At 41.7% G+C, this 24,374-nt stretch carries 19 protein-coding genes, 1 tRNA gene and 3 pseudogenes; 18 read left to right on the top strand and 5 right to left on the bottom strand.

Going from position 1 to position 24,374, the window contains the following annotated elements; genetic code table 11:
* Nucleotides 1-40: 40 nt before the first annotated feature.
* Nucleotides 41-453, bottom strand: a pseudogene (locus M5U24_RS18535) (chemotaxis protein CheB); the annotation flags it as partial.
* Between the two features lie 794 nt (nucleotides 454-1,247).
* On the opposite strand from M5U24_RS18535, the gene dapF reads away from it, so the two are divergent.
* Both dapF and M5U24_RS15110 read left to right on the top strand, forming a co-directional pair.
* Nucleotides 1,248-2,081, top strand: a complete 834-nt coding sequence (gene dapF / locus M5U24_RS15115) for a diaminopimelate epimerase (protein WP_298202870.1) — start codon at nucleotides 1,248-1,250, stop codon at nucleotides 2,079-2,081.
* Nucleotides 2,082-2,186: 105 nt separating this feature from the next.
* Nucleotides 2,187-3,077 (top strand): DUF4292 domain-containing protein, encoded by an 891-nt coding sequence (locus tag M5U24_RS15110; RefSeq protein ID WP_099324613.1) that lies wholly within the window; start codon nucleotides 2,187-2,189, stop codon nucleotides 3,075-3,077.
* Here M5U24_RS15110 and rpiB read toward each other — a convergent pair.
* Nucleotides 3,074-3,526 carry a ribose 5-phosphate isomerase B gene (gene rpiB / locus M5U24_RS15105; RefSeq protein WP_099326998.1) on the bottom strand — a complete coding sequence of 151 codons (453 nt, stop codon included), beginning with the start codon at nucleotides 3,524-3,526 and terminating at the stop codon, nucleotides 3,074-3,076. The two genes, M5U24_RS15110 and rpiB, sit on opposite strands and share 4 nt — an antisense overlap.
* Before the next feature lie 52 nt (nucleotides 3,527-3,578).
* The gene (locus M5U24_RS15100; RefSeq protein WP_298202867.1) at nucleotides 3,579-4,211 is read right to left on the bottom strand and encodes an L-threonylcarbamoyladenylate synthase; all 633 of its coding nucleotides are present in this window, start codon (nucleotides 4,209-4,211) and stop codon (nucleotides 3,579-3,581) included.
* Nucleotides 4,212-4,505: 294 nt separating this feature from the next.
* Between M5U24_RS15100 and M5U24_RS15095 the strand changes: the two genes are divergently transcribed.
* The 3 genes from M5U24_RS15095 (at nucleotide 4,506) to M5U24_RS15085 (ending at nucleotide 8,724) form a co-directional block, all read left to right on the top strand.
* The gene (locus M5U24_RS15095) at nucleotides 4,506-6,326 is read left to right on the top strand and encodes a SpoIVB peptidase S55 domain-containing protein (protein WP_099324611.1); all 1,821 of its coding nucleotides are present in this window, start codon (nucleotides 4,506-4,508) and stop codon (nucleotides 6,324-6,326) included.
* A gap of 4 nt (nucleotides 6,327-6,330) precedes the next feature.
* Nucleotides 6,331-8,571 carry a hypothetical protein gene (locus tag M5U24_RS15090; protein WP_298202865.1) on the top strand — a complete coding sequence of 747 codons (2,241 nt, stop codon included), beginning with the start codon at nucleotides 6,331-6,333 and terminating at the stop codon, nucleotides 8,569-8,571.
* Nucleotides 8,572-8,646: 75 nt separating this feature from the next.
* Nucleotides 8,647-8,724, top strand: a tRNA-Pro gene (locus tag M5U24_RS15085).
* Between the two features lie 98 nt (nucleotides 8,725-8,822).
* Here M5U24_RS15085 and M5U24_RS15080 read toward each other — a convergent pair.
* Nucleotides 8,823-9,059 carry a hypothetical protein gene (locus tag M5U24_RS15080; RefSeq protein WP_164994257.1) on the bottom strand — a complete coding sequence of 79 codons (237 nt, stop codon included), beginning with the start codon at nucleotides 9,057-9,059 and terminating at the stop codon, nucleotides 8,823-8,825.
* 321 nt (nucleotides 9,060-9,380) lie between these two features.
* Here M5U24_RS15080 and M5U24_RS15075 point away from each other — a divergent pair, with 321 nt between their 5' ends.
* From M5U24_RS15075 to M5U24_RS15045, 7 genes are all read left to right on the top strand, one after another.
* On the top strand, nucleotides 9,381-9,746 hold the full coding sequence (locus tag M5U24_RS15075; RefSeq protein ID WP_099324607.1) for a hypothetical protein: 366 nt from the start codon (nucleotides 9,381-9,383) through the stop codon (nucleotides 9,744-9,746).
* A gap of 306 nt (nucleotides 9,747-10,052) precedes the next feature.
* On the top strand, nucleotides 10,053-11,045 hold the full coding sequence (locus tag M5U24_RS15070) for an Rpn family recombination-promoting nuclease/putative transposase (RefSeq protein ID WP_298202862.1): 993 nt from the start codon (nucleotides 10,053-10,055) through the stop codon (nucleotides 11,043-11,045).
* Nucleotides 11,046-11,321: 276 nt separating this feature from the next.
* Nucleotides 11,322-14,555 carry a glycosyltransferase gene (locus M5U24_RS15065; protein WP_298202860.1) on the top strand — a complete coding sequence of 1,078 codons (3,234 nt, stop codon included), beginning with the start codon at nucleotides 11,322-11,324 and terminating at the stop codon, nucleotides 14,553-14,555.
* Nucleotides 14,548-16,158, top strand: coding sequence for a glycosyltransferase (locus M5U24_RS15060; RefSeq protein WP_298202858.1), 1,611 nt, complete (start codon nucleotides 14,548-14,550; stop codon nucleotides 16,156-16,158). The genes M5U24_RS15065 and M5U24_RS15060 overlap by 8 nt, the downstream gene beginning before the upstream one ends.
* A 329-nt stretch (nucleotides 16,159-16,487) precedes the next feature.
* Nucleotides 16,488-16,703, top strand: a complete 216-nt coding sequence (locus tag M5U24_RS15055; protein WP_157820424.1) for a type II toxin-antitoxin system VapB family antitoxin — start codon at nucleotides 16,488-16,490, stop codon at nucleotides 16,701-16,703.
* Nucleotides 16,681-17,094: a PIN domain-containing protein gene (locus M5U24_RS15050; RefSeq protein ID WP_298202856.1), complete on the top strand. Its 414-nt coding sequence runs from the start codon at nucleotides 16,681-16,683 to the stop codon at nucleotides 17,092-17,094. The genes M5U24_RS15055 and M5U24_RS15050 overlap by 23 nt, the downstream gene beginning before the upstream one ends.
* 100 nt (nucleotides 17,095-17,194) lie before the next feature.
* Nucleotides 17,195-19,321, top strand: a complete 2,127-nt coding sequence (locus M5U24_RS15045; protein WP_164994535.1) for a BatA domain-containing protein — start codon at nucleotides 17,195-17,197, stop codon at nucleotides 19,319-19,321.
* 268 nt (nucleotides 19,322-19,589) lie between these two features.
* Here M5U24_RS15045 and rpsT read toward each other — a convergent pair whose 3' ends face one another.
* The gene (rpsT, locus tag M5U24_RS15040; protein ID WP_099324601.1) at nucleotides 19,590-19,874 is read right to left on the bottom strand and encodes a 30S ribosomal protein S20; all 285 of its coding nucleotides are present in this window, start codon (nucleotides 19,872-19,874) and stop codon (nucleotides 19,590-19,592) included.
* A 342-nt stretch (nucleotides 19,875-20,216) separates the two neighbouring features.
* On the opposite strand from rpsT, the pseudogene topA reads away from it, so the two are divergent.
* The 6 genes and pseudogenes from topA to M5U24_RS15010 all read left to right on the top strand — a co-directional run.
* Nucleotides 20,217-21,599, top strand: a pseudogene (gene topA, locus M5U24_RS15035) (type I DNA topoisomerase); the annotation flags it as partial.
* Between the two features lie 55 nt (nucleotides 21,600-21,654).
* Nucleotides 21,655-21,825 (top strand): annotated as a pseudogene (locus M5U24_RS15030) (DNA topoisomerase); the annotation flags it as partial.
* Nucleotides 21,826-21,837: 12 nt separating this feature from the next.
* Nucleotides 21,838-22,458 carry a topoisomerase DNA-binding C4 zinc finger domain-containing protein gene (locus M5U24_RS15025; protein WP_298202979.1) on the top strand — a complete coding sequence of 207 codons (621 nt, stop codon included), beginning with the start codon at nucleotides 21,838-21,840 and terminating at the stop codon, nucleotides 22,456-22,458.
* 249 nt (nucleotides 22,459-22,707) lie between these two features.
* Nucleotides 22,708-23,076 (top strand): DUF2294 domain-containing protein, encoded by a 369-nt coding sequence (locus M5U24_RS15020; protein WP_099324599.1) that lies wholly within the window; start codon nucleotides 22,708-22,710, stop codon nucleotides 23,074-23,076.
* A gap of 681 nt (nucleotides 23,077-23,757) precedes the next feature.
* Complete coding sequence (locus tag M5U24_RS15015) at nucleotides 23,758-24,012, top strand: sodium-dependent bicarbonate transport family permease (RefSeq protein ID WP_197705366.1); 255 nt, start codon at nucleotides 23,758-23,760, stop codon at nucleotides 24,010-24,012.
* Between the two features lie 31 nt (nucleotides 24,013-24,043).
* Entirely contained in the window at nucleotides 24,044-24,193 is a 150-nt protein-coding gene (locus M5U24_RS15010) for a hypothetical protein (RefSeq protein ID WP_157820423.1), read from the top strand.
* Nucleotides 24,194-24,374 lie beyond the last annotated feature (181 nt).

The following is a 24,374-nucleotide window of genomic DNA, read 5'->3' as shown; positions in this document are numbered from 1 at the left end:
CCACTGGCAGGACAAGATCAACCGCACCGGTGTTTATCGCGCTTCTGGGCATGCTGTCATATTTTGCCTCGGTTTCGTCCTGCGCCATGGTCATTCCCCCTGCGCCCTTGACTGCTTTAAGCCCCAGGGTGCCCCGTCGGTGCCCGTTCCTGAAAGCACGATGCAGATTGCCTTTTCTCCCAGATCATCTGCGAGGGAACGAAAAAAGAAATCAATAGGCAGCCTGGAGGCATGTGGTTCAAGAGGTTGTATCAATTGAAAGGTCCGGTTCATAATAGCAACGTCCATCCCCGGGGTATTAAGATAAACGCAGTTTGGTAACGCCCGCATTCCATCGTCGATTTCCAGTATCTTCATTGTGGTATATTTGTTTAACAGTGTTGCCATAATGCTTTTGTATTTAGGCGCCAGGTGCTGGATAATCACTACGGCAAGGTTGCTATTGTCAGGCATGTTGGAAAAGAAACCTTCGAGCGCTTCAAGTCCGCCGGCAGAAGCGCCGATTCCGACAATGGGGAATGTCATTGTTTGATTTTTTATAACCTTTTCATCACTTGCCGGTGCTATCGTTTTTGTTTTTGGCAGAGCCGTTTTTGCTCCGGTATGTGTGGCGGCTTTTATGGTTTGTACCTTTGATTTCTTGGCGAGTGCCTCTTTTTTTCCTGCCTGCGCTGGCTTCTTTTTTGCAGCTTCAGTTTTTTTTCTCACCATGATCTATTGGGCTTCTGAAATGAATTATTTTGCTTGCATTGTTAGATAAAGACATTTTAAAAATCAATAGTTGGGTAATTGGGTGAATCGTAAGCAGGTAAGCAGGAGATGTCAATATAAATATATTGATGTATAGACGCACAGCCGTACGTCTGTCCTTTAACCACAAAGAGAGTTGTAGAGTTAAAGAGTTAACTCCTGAACTCCTAAACTTTACGTAAGCCTCGTCTAATCAATGCCTTACTGTTATGCATTTTGAAAAACGAGCATAAAAAACAAAAGGTTGAGGGATAGTAGTAAGAAGGAAAACTTACAAAAAAAAGAAGTTTTTAAAGGGTAATACTATATAATATGAATACCTATACTCAGTCGGCGATCTGCAATTTTGCCGACTGCCGACTTCTGATTGCTACGGTATAATAGAAAATCCCAATCCCCTTCAAGTCCCTTATGGAAAGGGGACGGAACTATTACAAAAAATGTTTGTATTGTACGAACGTTTATTCTCTTTAAAATAAAATTGTTTAAGGGTTATCATGAAATTCACAAAAATGCATGGAATAGGCAACGATTATGTTTATGTTAATTGTTTTCATGAAGTAGTTGAGGACCCCGTCGGGCTGTCAAAAAAAATAAGCGACCGGCACTTTGGAGTGGGGTCCGATGGGTTAATACTTATATTGCCGTCAGAGATAGCAGATTGTAAAATGCGTATCTTTAATGCGGATGGCAGTGAAGCGCAAATGTGCGGAAATGGAATCCGTTGTGTTGCAAAGTACGTTTACGATCATGCACTTGTCAGAAAGAACCCGCTTACAGTAGAAACGTTGGCAGGCATTAAAACCATTGAACTGTATACGAAAAATGAAAGTGTCTGTAGCGCAAGGGTAAATATGGGAAGGCCGAAGCTGATGAGACCGGAAATACCAATGGTTGGCGCTGAAACGCAAGTAGTAGACGAAATGCTCGTGCTTAATGAAAATACTTCATTTCGGGTTACCTGCGTTTCCATGGGAAATCCTCATTGCGTAATCTTCGTTGATGATTTAAAGCAACTCCATATAGAAAAAGATGGAAAGGCAATTGAACACCATCGCGTCTTTCCCGAAAGGACAAATGTCCATTTTGTAAAGGTTCACCATCCGGGAGAGGTTACAATGGTCACCTGGGAGCGTGGATCGGGCATAACCCTGGCGTGCGGAACAGGCGCTTCTGCTGTTTGCGTTGCCGGCGTTCTTAACAACCTGACAGAACGTAAACTTTTGGCACACTTGCCAGGCGGGGATCTGGAACTGGAATGGGTGGAAGATGAAAATGTTTATATGACAGGCGCTGCTGCTGAAGTTTTTACGGGAGAATGGCTTTTATAGCAGCAGGAAAACAGTCTGCAGTCCTCAGTCCTCAATCGGCAATTTGCAGACTGTCGGCTGCAGAAGGAACAAGTAAATATTTTACCAATAAGCACGCACTGACGAATGGAAGTGTGCAAAGAAATTACTGATAAGGTACTAAAATCTGCAATGAAGTTATCTATAATTAAAAGTGTATTTCTTTTTGTCATCCTACTGTCCGGTTGCGCAGGCAGCAAATCAGCGATTATGCAAAGATCGATTTGGGAAGATACTTCTGCCATACTGAATAGCACGGGGGGGGAAGCGCAAAACCTTTCGGTACAACAAATAAAAGAGGTGTTAATTGACAACAACTCTAAACTTACTACGCTTCGGGCAAAGGCAAAAATAACCTTAACCGCGCCTGAATCAAAAGGGCCTGTTACATGCACCGGCCTGATAGTGTATGAAACGCCAAATCATCTGCGTGTCATTGGCTCAAAACTGGCGACTACCCTATTTGATATGTCTACCGACGGCAATACCTTTTGGATTTATGTCCCCTCGGAAAAAAAGGTTTACACAGGTTCCAGCAACGCCTTGCATAAAGTGAATTCATCAGGAATGGGCATTTCACCGAATGATATGGCAGGGTTATTTAATCTTAAAAATATTCTGGGCGGCGAGAGTACGGTATTGGAAATCTGGCCTTATTATTGGATCATTTACGCGATAGATACGAATGAAGGCAAAATAAATCTTAAAGGGAAATTGTTGATTAACAGGAGTAACACGGATACATTTCGATGTGAAACATTTAATCCGGACGGTTCTGTCCGGCTGCAGGCAGTATTTACCGATTATTCTGATTTCGATAGTTGCCGGCTGCCGCAAAGAATTGACGTCCGTTGGCCCACATACAATACCGCAATGGGCATCACGCTTTCTGATATCATTGTAAACAGCCAGCTTGACTCAAAAATATTCACCTTTACAATCCCAAATGGCGTGGAGGTAGTCCATATGGGGAATTAAATTCCGCCTCCATTTTCCAGTTCCACTATTTTCTCCAAACGGCGGGCGTGTCTTCCCCCTTCAAAAGGCGTTTCTAACCATAGTTTTACTTTTTGTTCCAAAAGTTCTTCGTCGATAATATCCGCACCGATGCACAGTACATTGGCATCATTATGCCGTCTGCTCATTTCTACCGTATAAAGATTGTGGCATAAAGTCGCCCTGACGCCCCTTACCTTGTTTGCTACAAGCGACATACCTATTCCGGTGCCGCAGATTAAAATACCCCTGTCGCATTCCCCGTGTCCCACCGAAAGCGCCGCCTTCATTCCAAAATCGGGGTAATCCACGGACTCCGATTTTGATGAAGTGCCAAAATCCGTTACGGAATGGCCTAATTCCTTCAATGTTACCTTAATACGTTCTTTAAAATCATACCCTCTGTGATCTGATGCTATTGCAATCTTCATTGTCGTTTCACAATCTTCCATAAAAAAATGTACAAAAAAATTATCCCGATTCTCAATATTTTTTAAGACAATTTCGAATAGTTGTTTCGGGAATAATGCCATGCCGAACGACCTCACATACTCCATCTTTTATTTTGACAACCGTTGAAGGCTCGTGTGATGGTGTTGGTCCGCCATCCAGTATGAAGTCGATTTCATCCTTAAAATATGCCGTTACTTGTGATGCATCCGTTGACGGCGGATGCCCTGAAGTGTTTGCGCTGGTAGTTGCTACCGGAATATTTGCGGTGCGGATTAAGTCTCTTGCGATGGCATTATCGGGCAATCTTACGCAAATGTCTGAGCCATCCTTCAGCGGAAAAATAATCGCTAAGGGACCCGGCCAAAAAGACTCCATCAACCTTTTTGCCACATCAGAAACAGCGCCCGCGTATAGTTCCACTTCCCCGATATCGGCAATCATCAGGGTCAGCCTCTTTTCTGCAGGCCTCTTCTTTGCCTCATAAAGCCGTTCGATAGCTTCTGGATTATCCTTATGAACGCCCAGGCCATATACGGTCTCCGTTGGGAAAGCCACTATCCCGCCGTTCCTCAAAGCTTTAGCAGCTATTTCAATAGATGTCCAGTAAAGGTCTTGATTTCGGACGTCAAGTATCTGTGTTATTTTGGCGGTGTTACAAGGCATAATATAAATCTACGTTTATGAATTTCAATATTTCTAATCAAGCAATGAACAAACCCACCACTAACCTCTCCCAAGAGGGACTTGTCTATTCTCCTCCTGGGAGGGGTTAGAGGGGCGGGTAAAAATGAATGCCGTTGGGTTTATATCTTTTAAAATCCAACCTAACTTATGATTGCGGTTTTGCTGTGCTTTGAATAGATTATAATGTGAGAGTATAGTTTAAATGCTTAATCGGGGTATTTCAACTTCTTTTATAGCTTGACAATAAATTGTTAAATTTGGTAGAGTTTCCGCATGAAATCTCTATCGTTGAACAGGTATTTTTTATTCGTTTTTTTTGCGGCATCTGCCTTTTTTGCTTCGTTATCCAATCCTCAATCCCTCCTTGCACAGGAAAGTTTCATGGGTATCGACGAGATCAAGCCCGGGATGAAAGGGTTTGGTAAGACGGTATTTTCCGGTGATAGTATTGAAAATTTCAGCGTCGAGGTTTTAGGCGTCTTAAAAAATTGGGAAACAAAGGCAGATCTTATTCTGATCAAAATGACAGGTGGTCCTCTTGAAGAAACCGGCATCATTGCAGGTATGAGCGGAAGCCCTGTTTACATAGATAATCGTTTGATTGGCGCCGTCGCCTATGGGTGGAGTTTTTCAAAAGAAGCGATTGCCGGTGTGTCGCCAATAAATGAGATGAAAAGTACATTGTTCGATCTCCCTGAAGAAAATGGCAGTAAATTATTCCCCTCGCCCGAATGGGAGCTTCCATTACCGCCCGCAAATACCGGTGAAATAATACCGCAAACATCATTGCCAAAAATTCAGGATGAAGCGATAAACCATCCGGGACATGGGATAAAAATTGCGCCAATAATTTCTCCTTTAATAGTATCAGGGTTTTCAGGCAGGGCATTGGAAGAAATGAACCCTTTTTTTAGCGCGTACAATTTGTACCCCCTGCAAGGCGGAAGCTATGCAGCAACATCGGCGACATACCCAACCAGGCTGGTTCCAGGCGCATCGGTAGCCGCAGTGCTGATCAAAGGAGACCTGAATGCCGCTGTAGTGGGTACGGTTACGTATGTTGATGGCGATCAGGTACTTGCCTTCGGACACCCCTTTTTGCATGCGGGAACCACGAACATTCCGATGGCAACGGCGCATGTATTTGCAATCCTCAGCAGTCACTCCAATTCAGTAAAAATGGCGTCGCCGGTTGAAATAATCGGACAGATTAATCAGGACAGGAGATCGGGAGTTGCCGGTACTATTGGCACATTTTCCCGCATGATTCCCTGTCGCATAGCAGTTGACGGCACGCAAAACATTGAATATAGCTTCGAAATTGTGGACAACAAACTGCTCACACCGGTGCTTGTTTTAATGGCGGCTCAGGGCGCTGTTGCCGCCACCGAAAAAAAATTGGGTGAACGGTGCGTTGACATACAGCTTTTCGCAAAGATTGACGGATATGAGAAACCACTGATATTAAAAAACAGCTATTATGAATTTAACCAGACATGGTTCTCTATCGACGAAATTGCACAATGCTTTGCAATGGTTATCAACAATCAGTTTCAGGAAATTACCGTTCAGGAGATTGATCTGAAGATTAACATCCTGAATTTGCGGCAAACTGCGTCTATCGAAGCAATTCAGGCAAGAAATAACTATGTACGACCGGGAGATGAATTATCTTTGGACGTATTGCTAAAGCCTTACACCGGAAACGATATTTACAAGACAATTCAGATCAAAATCCCGGAAGACGTCCTCCCCGGTGACCTTCTTGAGATTACGGCATGCGATGCGAAATTCAGCAAATCATTGGATATGGGAAGGGCTGCAGGTAGGCATTTGCCTGTTAATTTTGAACAGCTTTTGGACGACGTCTGCGATATGGAAAGAAACAACAATCTCATTGTACGCGTCCTTCTCTCTAAAAATGGGTTAACCTATAAAGGAGAAGGTCTTCCATCGCTTCCTCAATCCATTTTTTCTATTATGAATAATGTAGGTCAAAGCGGCATCGGACCTCTTATGGGGGAAATAATTACTAAGGTTCCGACTAAATATGTTCTTAACGGTAAACAAAGCATACACGTATTGGTTAAATAACATTATGAATACGATTCTATCATCATGCAATCAAGTCATAGCCATATTCCTTTTTTCCTCTCTATCGATCCCCTTTGCAAACGCTACGACCACCCATACATGGTCACAATCCACAGAGTATGATTTTAAAAAAGGCTACTATCAGAACATTTCTATCCACAGCAAAGGGGAGCTATCCCTTTCCCCTCAAACAGAAACCATTCAGGGCATAGATAATACCTACGTATGGTCAATCGCCCAGGATGAACAAAGCCGCATATTCATTGGCGCCGGAGACCCGGCAACGGTTTACTACATAAAAGACAATGCCGGAGCGGCAGAGATCTTCAGGTCGCCGGAATTATATGTGCAAAGTATTATTGCCGGCAAAGACGGTAATATATACGCCGGTACTGCGCCAAGGGGCATAATCTATAAAATCAGCAAAGAAGGGGAATGTTCGGTATTTTGCAGCCTGCCTGTTTCCTATATATGGGATATGGAAATAGACAGCAATTTCAATCTCATTGTGGCAACAGGAGATGAAGGCCTGTTGTTTAAAATCTCACCAGAAGGATGCCCGGATATTCTTTTCGATTCTCCGGAAACAAATCTTTTAGACGTCGTACTTGATAAAAACAATAACATATATGTAGCGACAGAACCAAATGGCCTTATATATAAAATAGACAACAACGGGAACGCTCATGTACTTTACGATGCGGAAGAGGAGGAAATACATTGTCTTGCCATTGATTATTCCGGCAATATATATGCGGGTACTGCGTCGGGCACACAGATGGCAATGCCTAAATCACCCATGGCAAAAACCGTCGGAGAAACAACGGTAATTGCATCTCCATTCAAAGAGGGAAAAGCCTGGGACCTTAATATTCCGGATGAACTAACCGTTACTAAAACGGCATATATTCAACAGAAAACACATCCTTCGCAGAGATCTGGACTGCAACACAAAACGATAGGAAGCCCGTTTAAACCAAATTATATTTACAAGATCACTGAAGAAGGGTTTGCGGAAAAAATTTTCGAGATAGAACAGGCATTCATTTTCGATATGGTGTTTGATGCAGAAGGAAATCTTTTTGTAGTTACTGGAAATGAATCCGCTATATATAAAATTTTTAGTGATGCCTCGTTTATCCGTATTGCGGCAGCAGAAGTTGGACAGTTGCTTTGTTGCCGGATTACTGACCGTAACGAATTATACGTCGGTTCTGGAAATGAGGGAAGGGTGTATAAGATATTGCCGGCATATGAGAAATCCGGCACATTCCTCTCGAATGTATTGGATACATCATCCCTGTCGTCATGGGGAAATATTTCATGGTCATGCGCAGAACCGCCATCGACTAAAATTACCATGGCCACCAGAACGGGAAATTCTGAAAAACCTGATGCAACCTGGAGTGACTGGTCATTGTCCGGAACCTCGCCTTGGGCAAAAATTACAAATTCCCCTGCCCGTTTTATTCAGTACAGGGCAACATTGCAAACGGAAAATGCAGCAATCTCCCCTTCTTTAAAGAGGGTCTCTTTGTCCTATCTGCCGAAAAACCAGCCGCCAAATATTATTATGTTTGAGATAGAAAAGGATATTCCTTCGCCGCAAAAACCTTCACAAGCAAAAAATGGTTCTTTAGCAGAAGCAACGTCTCAATTGCCATCCTCCCAAAAACCACACCATGAAATTGCACAGAAAAAGATTCTTTGGGAAATAGAGGATCCAAATAACGACACATTGCAGATTACGGTTTCCTACAAAGGCATGGACGAGTATACATGGAAAATACTTACTAAAAGTAATCAAAACAAGGGTTCGTATACATGGGATACCCTGCGCCTGCCGGACGGAAGGTATCAAATCAAATTAGAAGCCGGCGATTATCCGGATAATCCGCCGGAAACAGCACTTAGTTCTGAAGCAACATTGCAGCAGCCCTTGATAATTGATAATTCAAAACCTATAATCGCCGGGCCAATAACGGTTGATGTTACCCCGGAGGGAAGGGGTATTATCACCGGCTCTGCGCAGGACGAATACAGTGAGATAGTAAAGGTTCAATATGCTGTCGATGGGCAGGAATGGCTGCCCGCCAATCCCGTTGACGGGATTTTTGATTCCCTGCGGGAATCCTTTCGAATTACAACAGAACCTCTACTTCGGGGCAACTATACCGTTGTCATCAATGTCTTCGATCTTGCAGGAAATATTGCTGTAAAAAAAATAGTGCTTGAGGTAAAATAAAACTTCTTACAAACTCATGTCTGGAGTAGTTTTTTGAAAAAATTCCAATAATCGCAATGTTATATATAAATGGTGCGGGGCGTGGCTCAGCTTGGCTAGAGCGCGACGTTCGGGACGTCGAGGTCGCTGGTTCAAATCCAGTCGCCCCGACCATTAAACAGGGATTATCACGGATATTAAAAAATACTAAATAAGAGACGTTTGATAACAGCCACAATATTCGTAACTATTTGAATCCAAAAGAATAATAATCAGCAATTCATTTTGTTTACGGCAAGATAATAGTATTTATTATTTCCATATATACAATTAAAAACATTTTGTTTCTTTACTCCTGCCCCATGTTGATCTCCAATAGATTTTTCGGCTAATTTGTCCAGTTTCCAGGCAAGGATGTCTTCCTCAATTTGTCTGCCACATTCTTCAGCGTCAAATCTGTAAAACCATTTTTTGAATGTTGCAAGCGCTGAATGGCTAAGAACAACCATTAAGCCCATTCATTGGGAAGATTGTGCTTTAGTGCTTGATACCTATGAAAAGAAGAAGTATTTAATGCAGGGATGGTAAATGAGTATGCTGACAGGATGAATTTTTGGTAACACTTTAGTTTTTTGAAAATTGATACACATATTTTAGCTCAATATGGGTGGCACGGACAAACTCCGTTTGTCCGTGCCACCCAAAACTAAACTGCAACATATTTTCAAAAAGCTAAATTGTTACAATTTTTGAAGGCTTGAAGGCTTATAGAGAACAAGGGAAAACCAAGGGGAACAGATAACGGTTAGTCATAAACAGAGGGGGAAAAATTGAAGGAAGGAAAAAAAGAAAAGATTTCTGAAATGGTAGAGCATTTTGCAAGGGAATACCTCTCGCTGGGTGAAGATATTGAGCATAAGCAACAACTCTTAAATAGCGCTGCTACCGCATGGAACATAGCCTGCTTAAATGAACAGAAACGAGAAGAGGCAATAGAGAAATATCTGAAGGAATGGAAAAGGCTCAATCCTGCCAATGGAAAAGATATGTTGAAAGCAGTGGAAGAAGACCTTCGTTTATTGATAAAAAGAAAACTTGAATTATACCCGGATATCAAAAAACAAATAATAAACGTACACATTCAGGATGAACATGGGAAGAATCGCATTACGGTAGCATCAGTTACTTTGAAATAAATAAAAGTTTTCCACATGATCAAAGTCGGTACATCAGGCTTTTCCTTTCCCTATTGGGTACGCAACATTTCTTAAGAATGGGGAGGGGCATTCCCGATTTTTTGTTAACTAATTGTACATTGTACCACAAGCATCCTGCTTGTGGTATTTTACTCTCATGGTAGAATGGGGTCACATCTGGACTATTGACAATATTTACATGATATGTGTAATGTGAAACAATGGCAAGACAGGCAAGCATAGAAAAGGAGATGATATCCATGTGGTAAAATGGCTTTTACAGAAAAAACTAAGGGGGTTACTTTTATGGAGGTTTTCAACCCACACGACAAATTCTTCAAAGAGACATTTTCCATACGGGAGAATGCAATCGATTTTCTTAGCGGGACGTTTCCTCCGGAAATTTTAAAAAAGCTGGATTTAGCCACTTTAACACAGGATAATAACTCATATATCGACGAGGAACTCAAAGAACATTTTTCAGACATTGTATACACCTGTTTCTGTAAAGACAAAGAACTCCGGATAACCCTTTTATTCGAGCATAAGAGTTATGCCGTAGCATGTCCATATCTGCAGTTGATGAAATACCTTTTAAAGATATGGGCAGCAAACAGCAAGCAGATGCAAAGGCTCATACCGGTAATTCCGGTAATATTGTATCATGGCAAAGAGACGTGGAAAGTCAGGCGATTCAGAGACTATTTTGAAGGGATAGACGAGGTATTTTTTAGATTTATACCGGAATTTGAATATCTGCTGACTGATCTGAGTTTCTACAGTAACGAGGAAATAAAGGACAAGGTATTTAGAAGGGCATCCCTTCAAATATCCATGTTATTAATGAGGAACATATATAATGACAAAATTCTGGGAGACAAGCTAAAGGGATTCTTTGAAATAGGGAGGCAGTATTTTGAAGAGGGTGAAGGATTAAAGTTTCTGGAAAGTGTGATCAGGTATTTGTACTATGCGTCGGATATAGAGGAAGAAAGGGTAATAGATACCCTAAAAGAGATATCGGAAGAAGGAGGTAGATTAAGCATGACAATAGCAGCCAGATTAATAGAAAAGGGCAAAATAGCCGGTAGGATGGAAGGCAGAGCGGAAGGTGAGAGGAAGGGGAGGATGGAGGGTCTGATAGAGGCGATAGAGATAGGTTTGGAACTAAAGTACGGAGTTGAAGGTCTAAGGCTTCTGAAGCGTATCGGGAAAATAGCAGCGATAGAGAAGCTGGAGTCAATAAAGGAAGCGGTGAAAATATCGAAGAATTTGGAAGAAATTGAAAAACTGCTCTAACAAGAAAAAGGTAACATTTTAGTTCTTTGAAAAATCCCAATAATCCCGAAGGGATGAAATGATTATAGAAATTATGCGAAAAACCCGTAATTAACCCCGAAGGGGTGATATAATTTTATCTGTGTTACCTTTCATAAAACACCTAACCGTGGCGATTATGTCATCCCTTCGGGATTAGGCGTGGTTTTACTGTGTTTTCTATAATCATATTACCCCTTTGGGGTTATCATTTTTCCCTGGAATTTTTCAAAAAACTAAAGTGTTACAGCAAATTTAATGACAAATAACAATGAAAACAAAAAGGTTCTCATGAATTCTTCATCCGTTTCACTCCATCAGAATGATAAAAAGTCAATAAGGTGTCATTCCCCGCAAGGCAATAAATCCGGCGTTATCTCCTCCATTATCATCCCGGTTTTCAATAAAGTCGAATATACAAAGAAATGTCTTGAAGCGTTATTCAAAAATACTCCTGGAGATATCTATGAGATTATTGTAGTAGATAATGCATCCTCTGATGAAACTCCGGAGTTTTTAAAGCGCATGATAAATAAGCTGGAGGTCATTACTAATCAGGAAAACATGGGCTTCACTAGTGCCTGCAATCAGGGTGCAAAGATTGCCAAAGGCAATTATCTGGTGTTTCTTAACAACGATACTGAACCACAACCAGGCTGGCTGGAATCGATGGTAAAACTTGCAGAATCCGACAGCAAAATCGGGATTGTGGGATCAAAACTTGTATACCCTGATGGACGTTTGCAGGAAGCCGGGGGCATTATATTCTGTGACGGCAGCGGCTCAAACTTCGGGCGCGGAGGCAATCCGTACGAAGAGGGTTTCAATGATGCCTGTGAGGTTGACTATTGTTCCGGGGCATGCCTGCTTGTACGAAAGGAGCTATTTGAAAATATCGGGGGGATGGACCATCGGTATAGTCCTGCCTATTATGAAGAAACCGATTTGTGCTTTGCGGCAAGGGAAAAAGGATATACCGTTATGTATGCACCCAATTCGGTTGTTATACATCATGAATCAATAACCGCAGGAGACGATACTTCTTCCGGTTTCAAAAAATATCTTGAAATCAACAGGATTAAGTTTGTTGAAAAGTGGAAAGACGCCCTTACACTTCAGGACCCTCCCCTGCGGGAAACGGGGATGCGTCCTGTTACCGCTGACAGAAAATGGCTTGGAAGAAGACACCTGCGGATATGGCCGTTCAAGAGTCATGAAAAACGGAACGGGAAGGTGTTGATCTTTTTGCCTCATAATCCGTTTCCGCCCAGAACCGGAGCGCATCGTCGTACGCTTTCCATTGTCGAGGCGTTCTACAGTATGAACTACGATATTACCCTGTTTGCTACAAGGATCTATCCTGACAATGAATGGCCAGAACAACTTGTTTCCGAAATGAGGAAACGGCGTATACAACTGTTTCTGTATGACGGTACAGCCAGTGATAAGAAATACATCGAAGAAAAGAAGGCGCTGAAAAAGAATTTTGTCGAATCGGGCATATTTATACCACCGGGTTTATGCCATGCATTGAGCGAGGTATGCCGTTCATTCGATCCTGATGTTGTCTGGGTCAACTATTCATATTATGCCGGTCTTGTAAGGAATACCGCCTTTTCGTCACGTATAAAACTGATAGAGGTTCATGACCTTGTGACTCTCAACAGGAAAATGGCCGATGCCCTTTTGGTGGATTTCAAAAACCAGAATTATGAACAAATTGCCAATATAGACTACTTTAGCAAACGGCAGTTATCAGCGGATGAATCTGAATACAAATATTATGACCTGTTTGACGGCACAATTGCACTTTCTGTATTTGAGCGCAATTGCATAAAGGCCAATACGGGACAAACAAAGCCGTTTTATATACCTATGGCTTATGAGCCGCAGCGCCTGAATAATACGTATTCCGGCTCACCCCTTTTTGCTATCGGTGACAATCTCTTTAATATGCAGGGGTATGCCTTTTTCGCGATGAAAATACTGCCCCGGTTGTTGAAGAATGAACCGCAATTTGAATTGCAAATAACAGGCGACGGCTCAAAACAGATACCATCAACCACTGGCATCCGTTCGAGAGGGTTTGTTGATGACGTCTCATCATTGTATCTGCATACGCCATTTACCATCTGCCCGCTTATCGGGGGTACCGGACAGCAGATAAAGATTGTGGAGTCTATGGCATACGGGGTGCCTGCGATAGCTCTTGCAAATATAGCGGCAAGCTCGCCGATAGAACATGGCGTCAACGGTTTCATAGCGGCAAACGAGGATGAATTCGAGAACTATGTAATGATGCTTTTCAGAGACCGGGATCTCTGCCGGAGGATGGGCGAGGCAGCCCGCAAAAAAATAGAGGCTGCCTTTTCCAAAACAATGCTGACCGGTACAATCCAAAATATAATTACTTACCTGAAGGCCGAAAAGTGTATGAAAAGGTTGAACCAATTTAAATCCTCTTTCAATGAGCAGTTCTGGAATCGGAACTACGAACGCGCATCCACACTTCTAATCCGGTGTGCTCCCGCTATAGGGGACGCCCTGTATCTGACTGCTATCGTCATGGAGATAAAGAAAAGATATCCCCATATCCGGATTTATTTGTCAGGAAATCATGTTGTAGAAGCCGTATTTCGTGGACATCAGGCCGTCTCCGCCTTTGTGCCGGATATTGTCAATAAAATTTCCGTCCCAAAAACCGACATTATAATCGATTACAATAACGTTATTGCCAACCTGCCTGAATATTACAACGGCATAGGCCTAATGGACATCATGGCAAACATTGCAGGCGTCAGGCTTGGACAAAGGGGAATCATATATACCATCACACCGGAAGAACGAGAATGGGCGCAAAAGGAGGTAAGGACATTTTCACCGTCAGGCGGCATGCTCATTGGCCTTCATTTTACCACTGATAAGGATATCAAGAGAAGTTATCCCCACGGGGAAAAGGTAATCTCGCTGTTGAGCAGGCAATTTGACGGGGCACGGTTTATCCTGTTCGGGAAGGATCCTCTTGCTAAGGAAAATCCTCTCGTTTATGACTGTACGTCCCGCCAGATTTCTTTAAGAAATCAGATCGCCATTTCTTCACATTGTAATGCATTCATAACCATCGATAGCGCATTTTTCCACATCGGACACAATTTTTGCTGCAAACCAACACTTTTAATATGCGGCCTTACAAGCCCTGAACTGTTAGGTAATCCTGCAACTGAATGTTTTACTCCAATACGAAATGAAGCACTCCCGTGTCTCTCATGTTACTGGAGAACCAAATGTAATATAGAATGTATGAACAACTTACTGCCGGAAGTGATCGTTGATGCATTTAAAAAAATGATGAATGATTCACCTAAAAAATTAAAATGGCAGCCATCATTGGAAACTGTTGAGGCCGGGATTTCACCAAATGAAGATTATGAACAAACGATTATCCGCAATCTGGTGAGTAAGAAAAAAACCAATAAGGCTCGTATTGGATGACCCCCATCGTGTCTTGCCAGAGTATGTTGAGGAATGGAATGGGGTTGTAATAAAACGTGATTCCGGTAAAGCGGCTGCGGGCAAACCTGGCATTGTCTGGGAAGGCTCGCAGTTTGTCACTCACTCCCTGGCGCTTATTAACAGGGAACTCTGTTTACAACTTATCAGGGACGGCTACGAAGTTTCTTTGCTCCCTTACGAACCCGATCAGTTCGGTACTGAGGCTGACCCTCGTTTTAAAGCGCTTGCTGAGTGTATTAACAAACCGCTTACCGGCAAGATCGATATTCACGTCCGACACCATTGGCCGCCAAACCTTACCCCTCCACAGGAAGGACACTGGGTAATTATTCAACCGTGGGAATTTGGCAGCCTGCCTGAAGAATGGGTACGGGTATTTTCAGCACAAGTAGATGAGATGTGGGTACCCAGCAAGTATGTTCGACAGGTCTATATTGAAAGCGGCGTTCCTGCCGAAAGGGTTGTTGTTATACCAAACGGCATTAATCCTGAAAGGTTTCATCCGGATGCGAAACCGTATCAATTGACAACAAAGAAGAAATTCAGATTCTTATTTGTAGGCGGCACGATCTATCGAAAAGGCATCGACCTACTCCTGCAGGCATATCTCGAAACATTTAAGGATTCGGATGACGTCTGCCTTATCATAAAGGATATGGGGGGAAACTCGTTTTACGCAGGCCAAACCTTCCGGGAAGAAATCGAAAGGATACGACAGGCGAAAGGGGTCCCTGAGGTTGAATACATTGAGAAAATACTGTCCGAAGATGAAATCGTCGGGCTATATACCGCCTGCAATGCCTTCGTCCATCCATACCGCGGGGAGGGGTTCGGTTTGCCGATTTTAGAGGCAATGGCGTGCGGCATACCGGCAATTGTTACGAATGGCGGCGCCTGCCTCGACTTCTGCAATGAAAACAACAGTCTGTTGGTACAGGCAAACAAAAAGATATCAAAAGAGAAGAGGGTGGGAAACAGGCCAACGGTTGACAATCTGTGGTTTTACGAGGTCGATATTAATGACCTGAAGGCAAAGATGCGTTACGCCTATGAACATCCCGGGGAAATACGAACACTGGGGAAAGAAATTAGCCCTGATATCCGTAACAATTGGACATGGGAAATGTCGGCAAATAAAATCAAAGAACGTATCGAATATTTGAGAAAAGTACCTGTACTTCGTTATACCAAAGACAACCTCTGTCGCCAAACATCCAGTATTTCTGGAGAGATGGAATTATTGAACAAGGCAGATGGGTTATTTCAGAAAGGTGCATATCAGGAGTCCATTGACGCCTATAAAAGAGCCATAGAATACCATCCCGTTTTTTTCGATGCATATAATAATCTTGGTCTTGTTTATGCGAGCATTGATAAACCGGATGAGGCGATTTCAATTCTTAAAAAGGCTATTGAATTAAACGGCAAAGAAGCCTCTGTGTTCAATAATTTAGGCGTACTCTATTACAAGAAAAAGATGCACGGCGAAGCAAGGCGCTGTTTTGAAAAGGCATTAGCGATAGATGCCGGCTATAAAGAGGCACGACAAAATCTTGAAAAGGTAGCGAAGCTTCTTTCTTAAGGTTGTACTTTATACCAATGGAACCGTAACAATTTAGTTTTTTTAAAAAGTAGGGGGCGAAGCATTTGTCCGTTTGGGTATGAACGCATTTATGTCAATTTATAGCAAATGCTTCGCCCCCTACATTATATATTGTATAGAAGTTGCATGTCGAAAAGTTTTTTGGACAACTGAATATGTGAATATTGTTTAGCACGGGCCTGGATGTTGCCTTAATCCGCACCCCCCATGCTCTCACATTGTATTTGACATTGTAGCCACATTATTATAAATTGTATACATGTCTTTTAATGCTGCGATTTTTCCGCTATTATAGCAGGGGGTACATTATGCAGAATGTAATAAAAAAAGTTGCAAAACATTTCAGGCTGGATGAAAATCTGATTAAGGACGCACAAAAGATACTGAAAACGAAGACAGAAACGGAGGCTATAGAAACAGCGCTCTCCGAGGTTATCTACCAGGAAAAGATGAGAAAGTTTATTGAACGAACAGGCGGTAAGTTTTATTTCGAGGGACTAAATGAGGCAAAAAGCAGTTCTTGATACATCTTTTCTCATTGAGCATTTCAGGAAAGATACTGTTCAGGATATATTTATAAATCTGAATAAGTATTATCACATCACATTCAGCGCTATAGTTTTGATGGAATTGCTTTCGGGGTCTTTTGACAAAAAGGAACAAAAGCTCATCGAACAGATAAAAAAAAATTTCACAGTAATAAGCGTAAGTGAAAAACAATGGTATGCCACAGGAGATGTAATGCTGAAATTAAGAAGAGACAAAAAGATTGATTCCTTAAGAATTCGCAATCTTCTTGCCGATATCCTTATTGCTGTATCAGTAAGAGACATTGGAGCTATTCTGGTGACAAAGAATGAAAAGGATTTTAAGCTGATAAATGAAGTATTGGATTTCAGATATTTGGCTGTTTAAGAATGAAATGATGAATAATATTAACCTTAAACCCTTCCGATAAAAAGCATTCAATGCTTTTCTCCTTCATTTTCTCCGGAGCATATGGTAAAATTTTTGAATGATTTCCTTTCTCAATCCGCTTTTATTATTTGGCGTCCTGGGCGCTTGTATACCTGTTATCATCCACCTCTTCAATAAAAAGAAGGCGATATCCCACAGATTCGCGGCGATAGATTTCTTACTCCAATCCAATAAACGTATCTATGTAAAGTTCAAACTCCGGCAGTTGATACTCCTTATTCTACGGGCATGTTTGTTTGCCTTTCTTGCCATGGCACTTGCCAGACCCTTTGTCAAAAATATTGGCGGCGGTAACGACGGAAAAAATCCCACCAGTAATGTTATCATTGTTGATGATTCTTACAGTATGCAATATGCGGAAAAAGGCAAGCCCCTTTTCCATGCTGCCAAAAATACGGCAAGGAATATTATCGGGCAATTAACGAAGGATGATAAGGCGGCCGTCATTGGCTGTTCGCTGGCAAATTCAATGATTGTGCCTGAACTTGAATATGATAAAGAAAACCTCCTTACTGTCATCGAAAATTTACGCCCCGGGTATTCAACCACACATATTACGTCCGCCCTGGACAGGGCAATTGAAATATTAATGTCCGATGAAACGCCCATTAAACAGATATTTATTATTACCGATTTAACACGAAATGGTTGGGACCTTAAATGGTTTCATGACGGGCAGCAAAAATTGCAAAATAATATCACCGGCGTTCACATAATAAATGTGTCGGAAGGAAAGGACTACGGGAATATTGCTGTTACGGGACTGGAATTTCAAAACAATGTGTTCAATAAGAGCGGAGACGTGTCTTTTAAGGCAACAGTTTCTAATTATTCGCCGGTAAAAATAAAAAATCTGTTAGCGCAGGTATATGTAGACCAAAAAAAAGTGGTACAGGGATTTTTCAATATTGAGGCGTATTCTCAGGAAGTAAAAGAATTTAGCTTCAAGGTGGAGAAGGGCAACCACTTTGGCTGGATTGAAATACCCGAAGATAATTTAATCGCTGATAATAAACGATATTTTGCCATCAATGAGGAACAAAAACTTGATGTGTTGTTAATTGACGGAGACCCCAAAACAAATATCTATGAAAGCGAAACATTTTATCTGGAAAAAGCCTTAAACCCGGCGCGTGGACACGTTTCCTCGCTCAAGCCGGTCATTTGTTCAATACACGAAGTGGAGGGTATGGTATTTGAAGATTTTGACATCGTCTTTTTGTGTAATGTTGAAATGCTGCCCTATGAAAAGATCGAGGAGTTGGAAAGATTTGTAAAAGACGGCGGGGCGGTCGTTTTTTCACTCGGCGATAAGGTAGAAGGCAGTTATTACAACAATTCATTTGAGGCGCTGCTTCCGCACCGGCTTTACACAAAAAAAATCTTTACCGGGAATGTACTGATTACCGAGGAACAGCCGCTTAGTCTAAAGATATCCGGGGTAATGCATCCGGCAATGCGTTTTCTATCCGAAACGAATATTAATATGTTGACATCGGTCAGCTTTCATCAGGTTTTTTATGTAGAGCCCGCCCCATTAGAAGGAGCGAAAACGGTGCTTTCCTTTTCCGACAATACTCCTGCCATTGTTGAAAGGCAGGTTGGCAAGGGAAGAGTGGCGCTCATTGCCTCCTCTATCGACAGAGATTGGACAGACCTACCGGTAAAACCTCTTTTTGTCCCTCTTATTCAGCAGCTTTGCCGGTATATATCAGGCAGTACTACAGGTGAAACCAAACAAGAAATTCTTGTGGAGCAAAACTGGCAATTTCCAGCCCCATACGATGTCGGCAATTTGGAAATAACCAATCCCGGGGGGGTAAAAACCCTTTTACCGCCACAAGTGATTAATAATGAAAAATATTTTGTTTATCATGAAACCCATTTGCCGGGCGTGTATTCGTTTCTTATCAATGATACATCGCAACAGCAGAACCTTTTTTACTTCCCGGTAAATGTTGACGCATCAGAATCCAATCTTGAAAAGATCAGTGAAAAAGAGATTACCGCGCTTATGGGAGAAACGAATGTGATGGTAAGGTCTTCCAGTTCAGGCGAGCGGCGTGAAGTGGTTCGGGGTGAAGCGAAAACGACCCTCTGGGGCGTTCTCTTGTTGCTTGCGCTCGGCATTCTTGTGGCGGAATCATTTGTTTCCAGAAAATGATGGGTAACAATAACCGCACCAGCCAGCCAATGATAGGGCAAGCATTAATCCTTCGCAAAAATTTCTTTGCATTTTTGGCAAGGTATTTAATAGTGAAATCCGAAACAAATGCTAATGACAAAATGATTTGAAATTCTAAACGAATGCATCTTATGGAAGAAAAGAATGAAGGATGAATTTGGAAAGAGTAGGGCAATTCTCAAATTTATCCCTCAGCCTTCATCCTTGTTTGTTTCTGGCCTGCAACTTTCGTTGTTTATTACCCCGGTTAACCATCTTGTTTTGCAGATGCTTTTAAATCGTTTAGTTTTTTTGCAAAACGAGACTTTTTTCTGCTTGCATTGTTTTTATGCAAAATGCCTTTTGCCGCGCCTTTGTCCATTTTCTTTACGGTCAGGCTATATTCAGCTTCGGCGGCCTGAATATCCTTGCTTTGTAATGCCGTTAAAAACTTTTTTACCTGGGTCTTTAACGCGGTTTTCCTTGACTTGTTAATTAAATTGCGAGTCTCATCCTGCCGCAGTCTTTTTTTTGCAGAGCTTGTTGTTGGCATTACACCCTCCCTATTCTTAACTTAAATACGAAAGAAAAATAAATTATTTTGATTTTCACAGGAATATACTTTATTTAACTCATAACATAATGTCAATAGTAAAACACTGGAAAATGTGTAGTCAAACAAATAGGATTGCAAAAGCCGGAGATCAGAAGTCAGAAGTCAGACACCAGGCTTCAGACCGCCGACCTCTGATCTCTGATCTCTGTTAAGCATGCGTTTTACCATTAAATTTCCGAAAAAACCTGCAAAAAGAACGATAATGTATAACGATGTAAAAATATCTTGACACAAATTGTTCATCCTGTTTAAATTTTTCTTATTTTCAGAGGTATCCTAATGGCCAAGTCTAAAACAAACCTGGTAATCGTTGAATCGCCTGCGAAAGCTAAAACCATAAGTAAGTTCCTCGATGCTTCTTTCTTCGTGAAATCCTCCATGGGTCACGTACGGGACCTTCCTGCGAAAAAACTCTCCGTAGATATTGAAAACGACTTTACCCCGGAATATAAAGTAATTCCCAGTAGAGAAAAATTAATTAAGGAATTAATCAGCGATTCCAAAAAAGCCAGCACGGTTTATTTAGCCTCCGATCTTGACCGTGAGGGAGAAGCGATTGCGTGGCACTTGTACAAGGTGTTGGATATCCCCCCTGAAAAAATACGCCGCGTTACCTTTAACGAAATTACAAAAGACGCTATCCAGGAAGCCTTTAAACAATATGGCCCTATCAATATGGAAAAGGTAAATGCGCAACAGGCCCGAAGAATACTTGACCGCATTGTTGGCTATAAAATAAGCCCTCTCCTGTGGAAAAAAATTGCTAAAAGATTAAGCGCAGGCCGTGTTCAATCCGTTGCAGTCAGACTTATCGTAGAACGTGAGAAAGAAATCAACGAATTTAAACCCCATGAATATTGGAAAATAACCGCAGAGTTAAAGACCATCTCCGGGGATAAAAAATCTGACGACATAAAACCCTTCAAAGCCCTTCTGCAAAAATTAGAAGACAAAAATATAGAAATAAAAAATGAACAGCAGGCAAAGGAAATTACCGAAAAACTGCAGAATGCATCATTTATTATCACAAACATAAAGAAACAAACAAAACGCAATAATGCGCCCCCGCCATTTACTACAAGCCTTTTACAACAACAGGCATCTACTCGTTTGCAATTCAGCGCAAAAAAGACCATGTTGATTGCGCAACAACTTTATGAGGGCATTGATGTTGGCGCTGATGGTCCTGCGGGATTAATCACCTATATGAGGACAGATTCTTTTCATGTATCAGACCATGCATTAACGTCATGTAGAAATTTTATCGAAAGCAATTACGGGAAAGACTATCTCCCTGAAAAACCCAATATATATGCCTCTAATAAAAAGGGCACCCAGGGCGCACATGAGGCAGTAAGGCCGACATATCTGGAATATACCCCTGAATCCATAAAGCAGTTTCTTACAAAGGACCAGCATAAACTGTATGAACTTATATGGAAGAGATTCGTTGCAAGCCAAATGAAACCGGCGCTGTATGCGATTACTGACGTGGAAATCACTTCCAACCGGTATATTTTTAAGACAAGGGGCAGGGAACTCTTATTTGACGGGCATACACTTATTTCCGGGCACGAAGTTGACCGGGAGGAGCAAATACTGCCTCCACTGGAGAAAGACCATGTTCTTGAATTAATACAACTTTTGCCAACACAACACTTTACCCAGCCTCCGCCGCGTTATTCAGAAGCGTCTCTGGTAAAGACTCTCGAAAAAAATGGGGATAGGAAGGCCAAGTACCTATGCCACGATTATTTCAACTATTCAGGACCGCGGATATGTGAAACAGGAGAAACGCGCTTTTTATGCAACCGAACTGGGGATATTGGTTACCGAAAAACTGATAGAACATTTTCAAAAAATAATGGATGTAAATTTTACGTCACACATGGAAGATGAATTGGATAAGATTGAGGAAAAAAAAATTGATTGGCTGACCGTGCTGAAGGAGTTTTACGAACCCTTTAAGATTGATTTGGAAAAAGCTATTGGTGAAATGAAAAGCGTAAAAGGAACCCCGGAGGAAAGCGACCGGATTTGTAATCTATGCAGTAAACCCATGGTAATCAGATGGGGAAGGCATGGGAAATTCTTTGGTTGTTCCGCATTTCCGGAATGTAAAAATACGATGCCATTAGACGAAAAAGGGGAGGCAGCGCCTCCGGAGACGTCTGATCAGGCTTGTGAAAAATGTGGTAGCCCTATGATTATTAAAACCAGTCGCCATGGTAAATTCATGGCTTGTTCGGCATATCCTAATTGTAAAAACACAAAATCTCTGACGGGAGAAACCACAAAGGTTGAGCCAACAAACGAAAAATGTGAAAAATGTGGAAGTCCGATGGTCATCCGGTTCAGCAAAAAAGGTAGATTTATGGGATGCTCCGGCTATCCCAAATGCAGAAATATAAAATCCCTCCCTACGGGTATAAAATGCCCAAGAGATGAATGCGGTGGAGACTTAATACAGCGTTATTCAAAAAAAAGGCGGCATATTCTTCGGATGCAGCAAATACCCTGATTGTGATTATATTTCAAAGGAGCTGCCTATTGCCGGCGAAGAACCAACAAGTGAAAATGAAACAGACAGTTCAAATAAATAAGGCATATCGCCAGAGATAAATCTGTTTTGGGAAAACATTACAGGATACGATGTACGATTTACGAGGTACGATTTAAAATCCCAAATCCCAAATCGTAAGCCGTAAGTCGTACTTCGTAAATAATTTTACGAGTATTGATATTTTTACCTTTTTAATAAAGAAGTATTATGAAAAAAACCAAAGGGCAAATAGAGGCTGAAATTAGTGAAGCGATCATTAAATTCGAAAAAGAATACATGGGTAGGGGACCATTGGAAGCAAAAACCTATATTGTTGATGACTTGGTTTTGGTCAGGCTAAAAGGCGTTCTTACAAAAGCAGAGTACCAGCTTGCCAATCCCGTAGATATTGCCAATGGAAGAACATTGATAAAACAGATGAGAATTGCCTTGTTGGAAAAAGGGCGGCCGCTTTTGGAAGCTGTTGTGGAATCCATTACAAATCAAAAAACAATAAGCTTACATACCGATATCAGCACCAGAACAGGAGAAAAAGTTGTTTTATTTACCCTCGATTCTCCGCCAAAGCTGGAGTAAAAAGAAGTGCAACACGATAATTTCAAGAGAAAAACGGGTTTTTCCACCTGCCGCAAAACGCCTTTGTGACCATGCCTGCCCATAATAAAATTCGTAAAGGGATATTCCATTTTGGCGCTATTATTTTTTCTTGACTTCATAGAATTTTCATATAGCATCAGTATACTTTTAAGCCGATTTCGGGGCAGAAACTTGAGGGGCGATTTTTTTTATCGTCTGTCAATGGATAGGCCGCACAATGACAAAGCAATATCGTTGTGCGGCTTTTTTTGTTTCTCTACCTGCGATATTTAAATTAAGACAGGCAAATATAGTCTAATAAATCTGTTTTTCGAAAAACATTCTGGGTAGGGGCGAAGCATTTGCCTGCATATAAGAGAGAGACGTAAAATGCTGTACATACGCCAACCCCGCTATGTTGAAGGAGTTATACTGTACGCAGGCAAATGCTTCGCCTCCATTTTTCAAAAAGCCAAATTACCGCTAAGTTTCTAAAACCAGATTTGTTTGACTATAGTGTACAGGCAGCGCTAAAATTGAAAACCGGAAATACCCTCCAACTGGCGTTCTTCAATTTGTCTATTAATATGGTATGGGTGGTGGATGATCAGGCAGGACAATGTAAATGTTGGGAAAGAAAATATCTTTTTCGTGTATCTGGAAAAGTAAAGGAGAACGCAAGTGAATGTTTCTATTATTATTGATAATTTGTTGCATCCGCCGGCCTTGTTTTTCTCCCTGGGGATGATTGCATCATTTTGCAAATCAGATATTAAAATTCCTGAGCCTTTACCCAAACTATTTTCGCTTTATCTGCTATTTGCCATAGGATTTCACGGCGGAGTAGAATTAAATAAGACAGGCGTCAACCATGCGGTTATCATGTCCCTGGCACTGCGATATTCATGGCGGCGTTTGTTCCGGTGTATAACTTGAATACCCTGCATGGCGGAATCCGGACGGTTCAGTGCTGCTTATAACAGGCAACCTGTTAATAGGCCTGATTTCTGGCGAAAAAGGGTGGGACTCTTTAAGCGCTTTTGCAAAAGACATATTTAGCGGAATTTGTATTGTTTCTGATGTTGTTGTGATACAAGGCCATTCTCCCGCAAAGTGATAGTATGTGATTTGCGGGGTTTTATAAAACCATCAGACGTTTACTTTTCTTTATTACCATTGACATAAATGCAAGGAGAGGGAATTATGTCGGACGAAGCAAATTCATTATCATTTAATTTAGACAAATGTCATGCCATTCTTTCCCGTGCCGCGTCAAACGATTTAATTCCGATATTACA

Source organism: Candidatus Kuenenia sp. (assembly GCF_027493735.1).
GTDB classification, from domain to species: domain Bacteria; phylum Planctomycetota; class Brocadiia; order Brocadiales; family Brocadiaceae; genus Kuenenia; species Kuenenia stuttgartiensis_A.
The sequence above is the reverse complement of the archived record's forward strand: the minus strand, read 5'-3'. Positions and strand labels throughout refer to the sequence as shown.

Bases quoted from the DNA above. Each gene is read 5' to 3' on its own strand.
- M5U24_RS15050 (WP_298202856.1), top strand. From the start codon at position 16,681: ATGAGGCAAAAAGCAGTTCTTGATACATCTTTTCTCATTGAGCATTTC.
- M5U24_RS15110 (WP_099324613.1), top strand. From the start codon at position 2,187: ATGGAAGTGTGCAAAGAAATTACTGATAAGGTACTAAAATCTGCAATG.
- dapF (WP_298202870.1), top strand. From the start codon at position 1,248: ATGAAATTCACAAAAATGCATGGAATAGGCAACGATTATGTTTATGTT.
- M5U24_RS15080 (WP_164994257.1), bottom strand. From the start codon at position 9,059: ATGGTTGTTCTTAGCCATTCAGCGCTTGCAACATTCAAAAAATGGTTT.
- M5U24_RS15090 (WP_298202865.1), top strand. From the start codon at position 6,331: ATGAATACGATTCTATCATCATGCAATCAAGTCATAGCCATATTCCTT.
- M5U24_RS15065 (WP_298202860.1), top strand. From the start codon at position 11,322: ATGACAAATAACAATGAAAACAAAAAGGTTCTCATGAATTCTTCATCC.
- M5U24_RS15095 (WP_099324611.1), top strand. From the start codon at position 4,506: ATGAAATCTCTATCGTTGAACAGGTATTTTTTATTCGTTTTTTTTGCG.
- rpiB (WP_099326998.1), bottom strand. From the start codon at position 3,526: ATGAAGATTGCAATAGCATCAGATCACAGAGGGTATGATTTTAAAGAA.
- rpsT (WP_099324601.1), bottom strand. From the start codon at position 19,874: ATGCCAACAACAAGCTCTGCAAAAAAAAGACTGCGGCAGGATGAGACT.
- M5U24_RS15055 (WP_157820424.1), top strand. From the start codon at position 16,488: ATGCAGAATGTAATAAAAAAAGTTGCAAAACATTTCAGGCTGGATGAA.
- M5U24_RS15045 (WP_164994535.1), top strand. From the start codon at position 17,195: ATGATTTCCTTTCTCAATCCGCTTTTATTATTTGGCGTCCTGGGCGCT.
- M5U24_RS15100 (WP_298202867.1), bottom strand. From the start codon at position 4,211: ATGCCTTGTAACACCGCCAAAATAACACAGATACTTGACGTCCGAAAT.
- M5U24_RS15020 (WP_099324599.1), top strand. From the start codon at position 22,708: ATGAAAAAAACCAAAGGGCAAATAGAGGCTGAAATTAGTGAAGCGATC.
- M5U24_RS15070 (WP_298202862.1), top strand. From the start codon at position 10,053: ATGGAGGTTTTCAACCCACACGACAAATTCTTCAAAGAGACATTTTCC.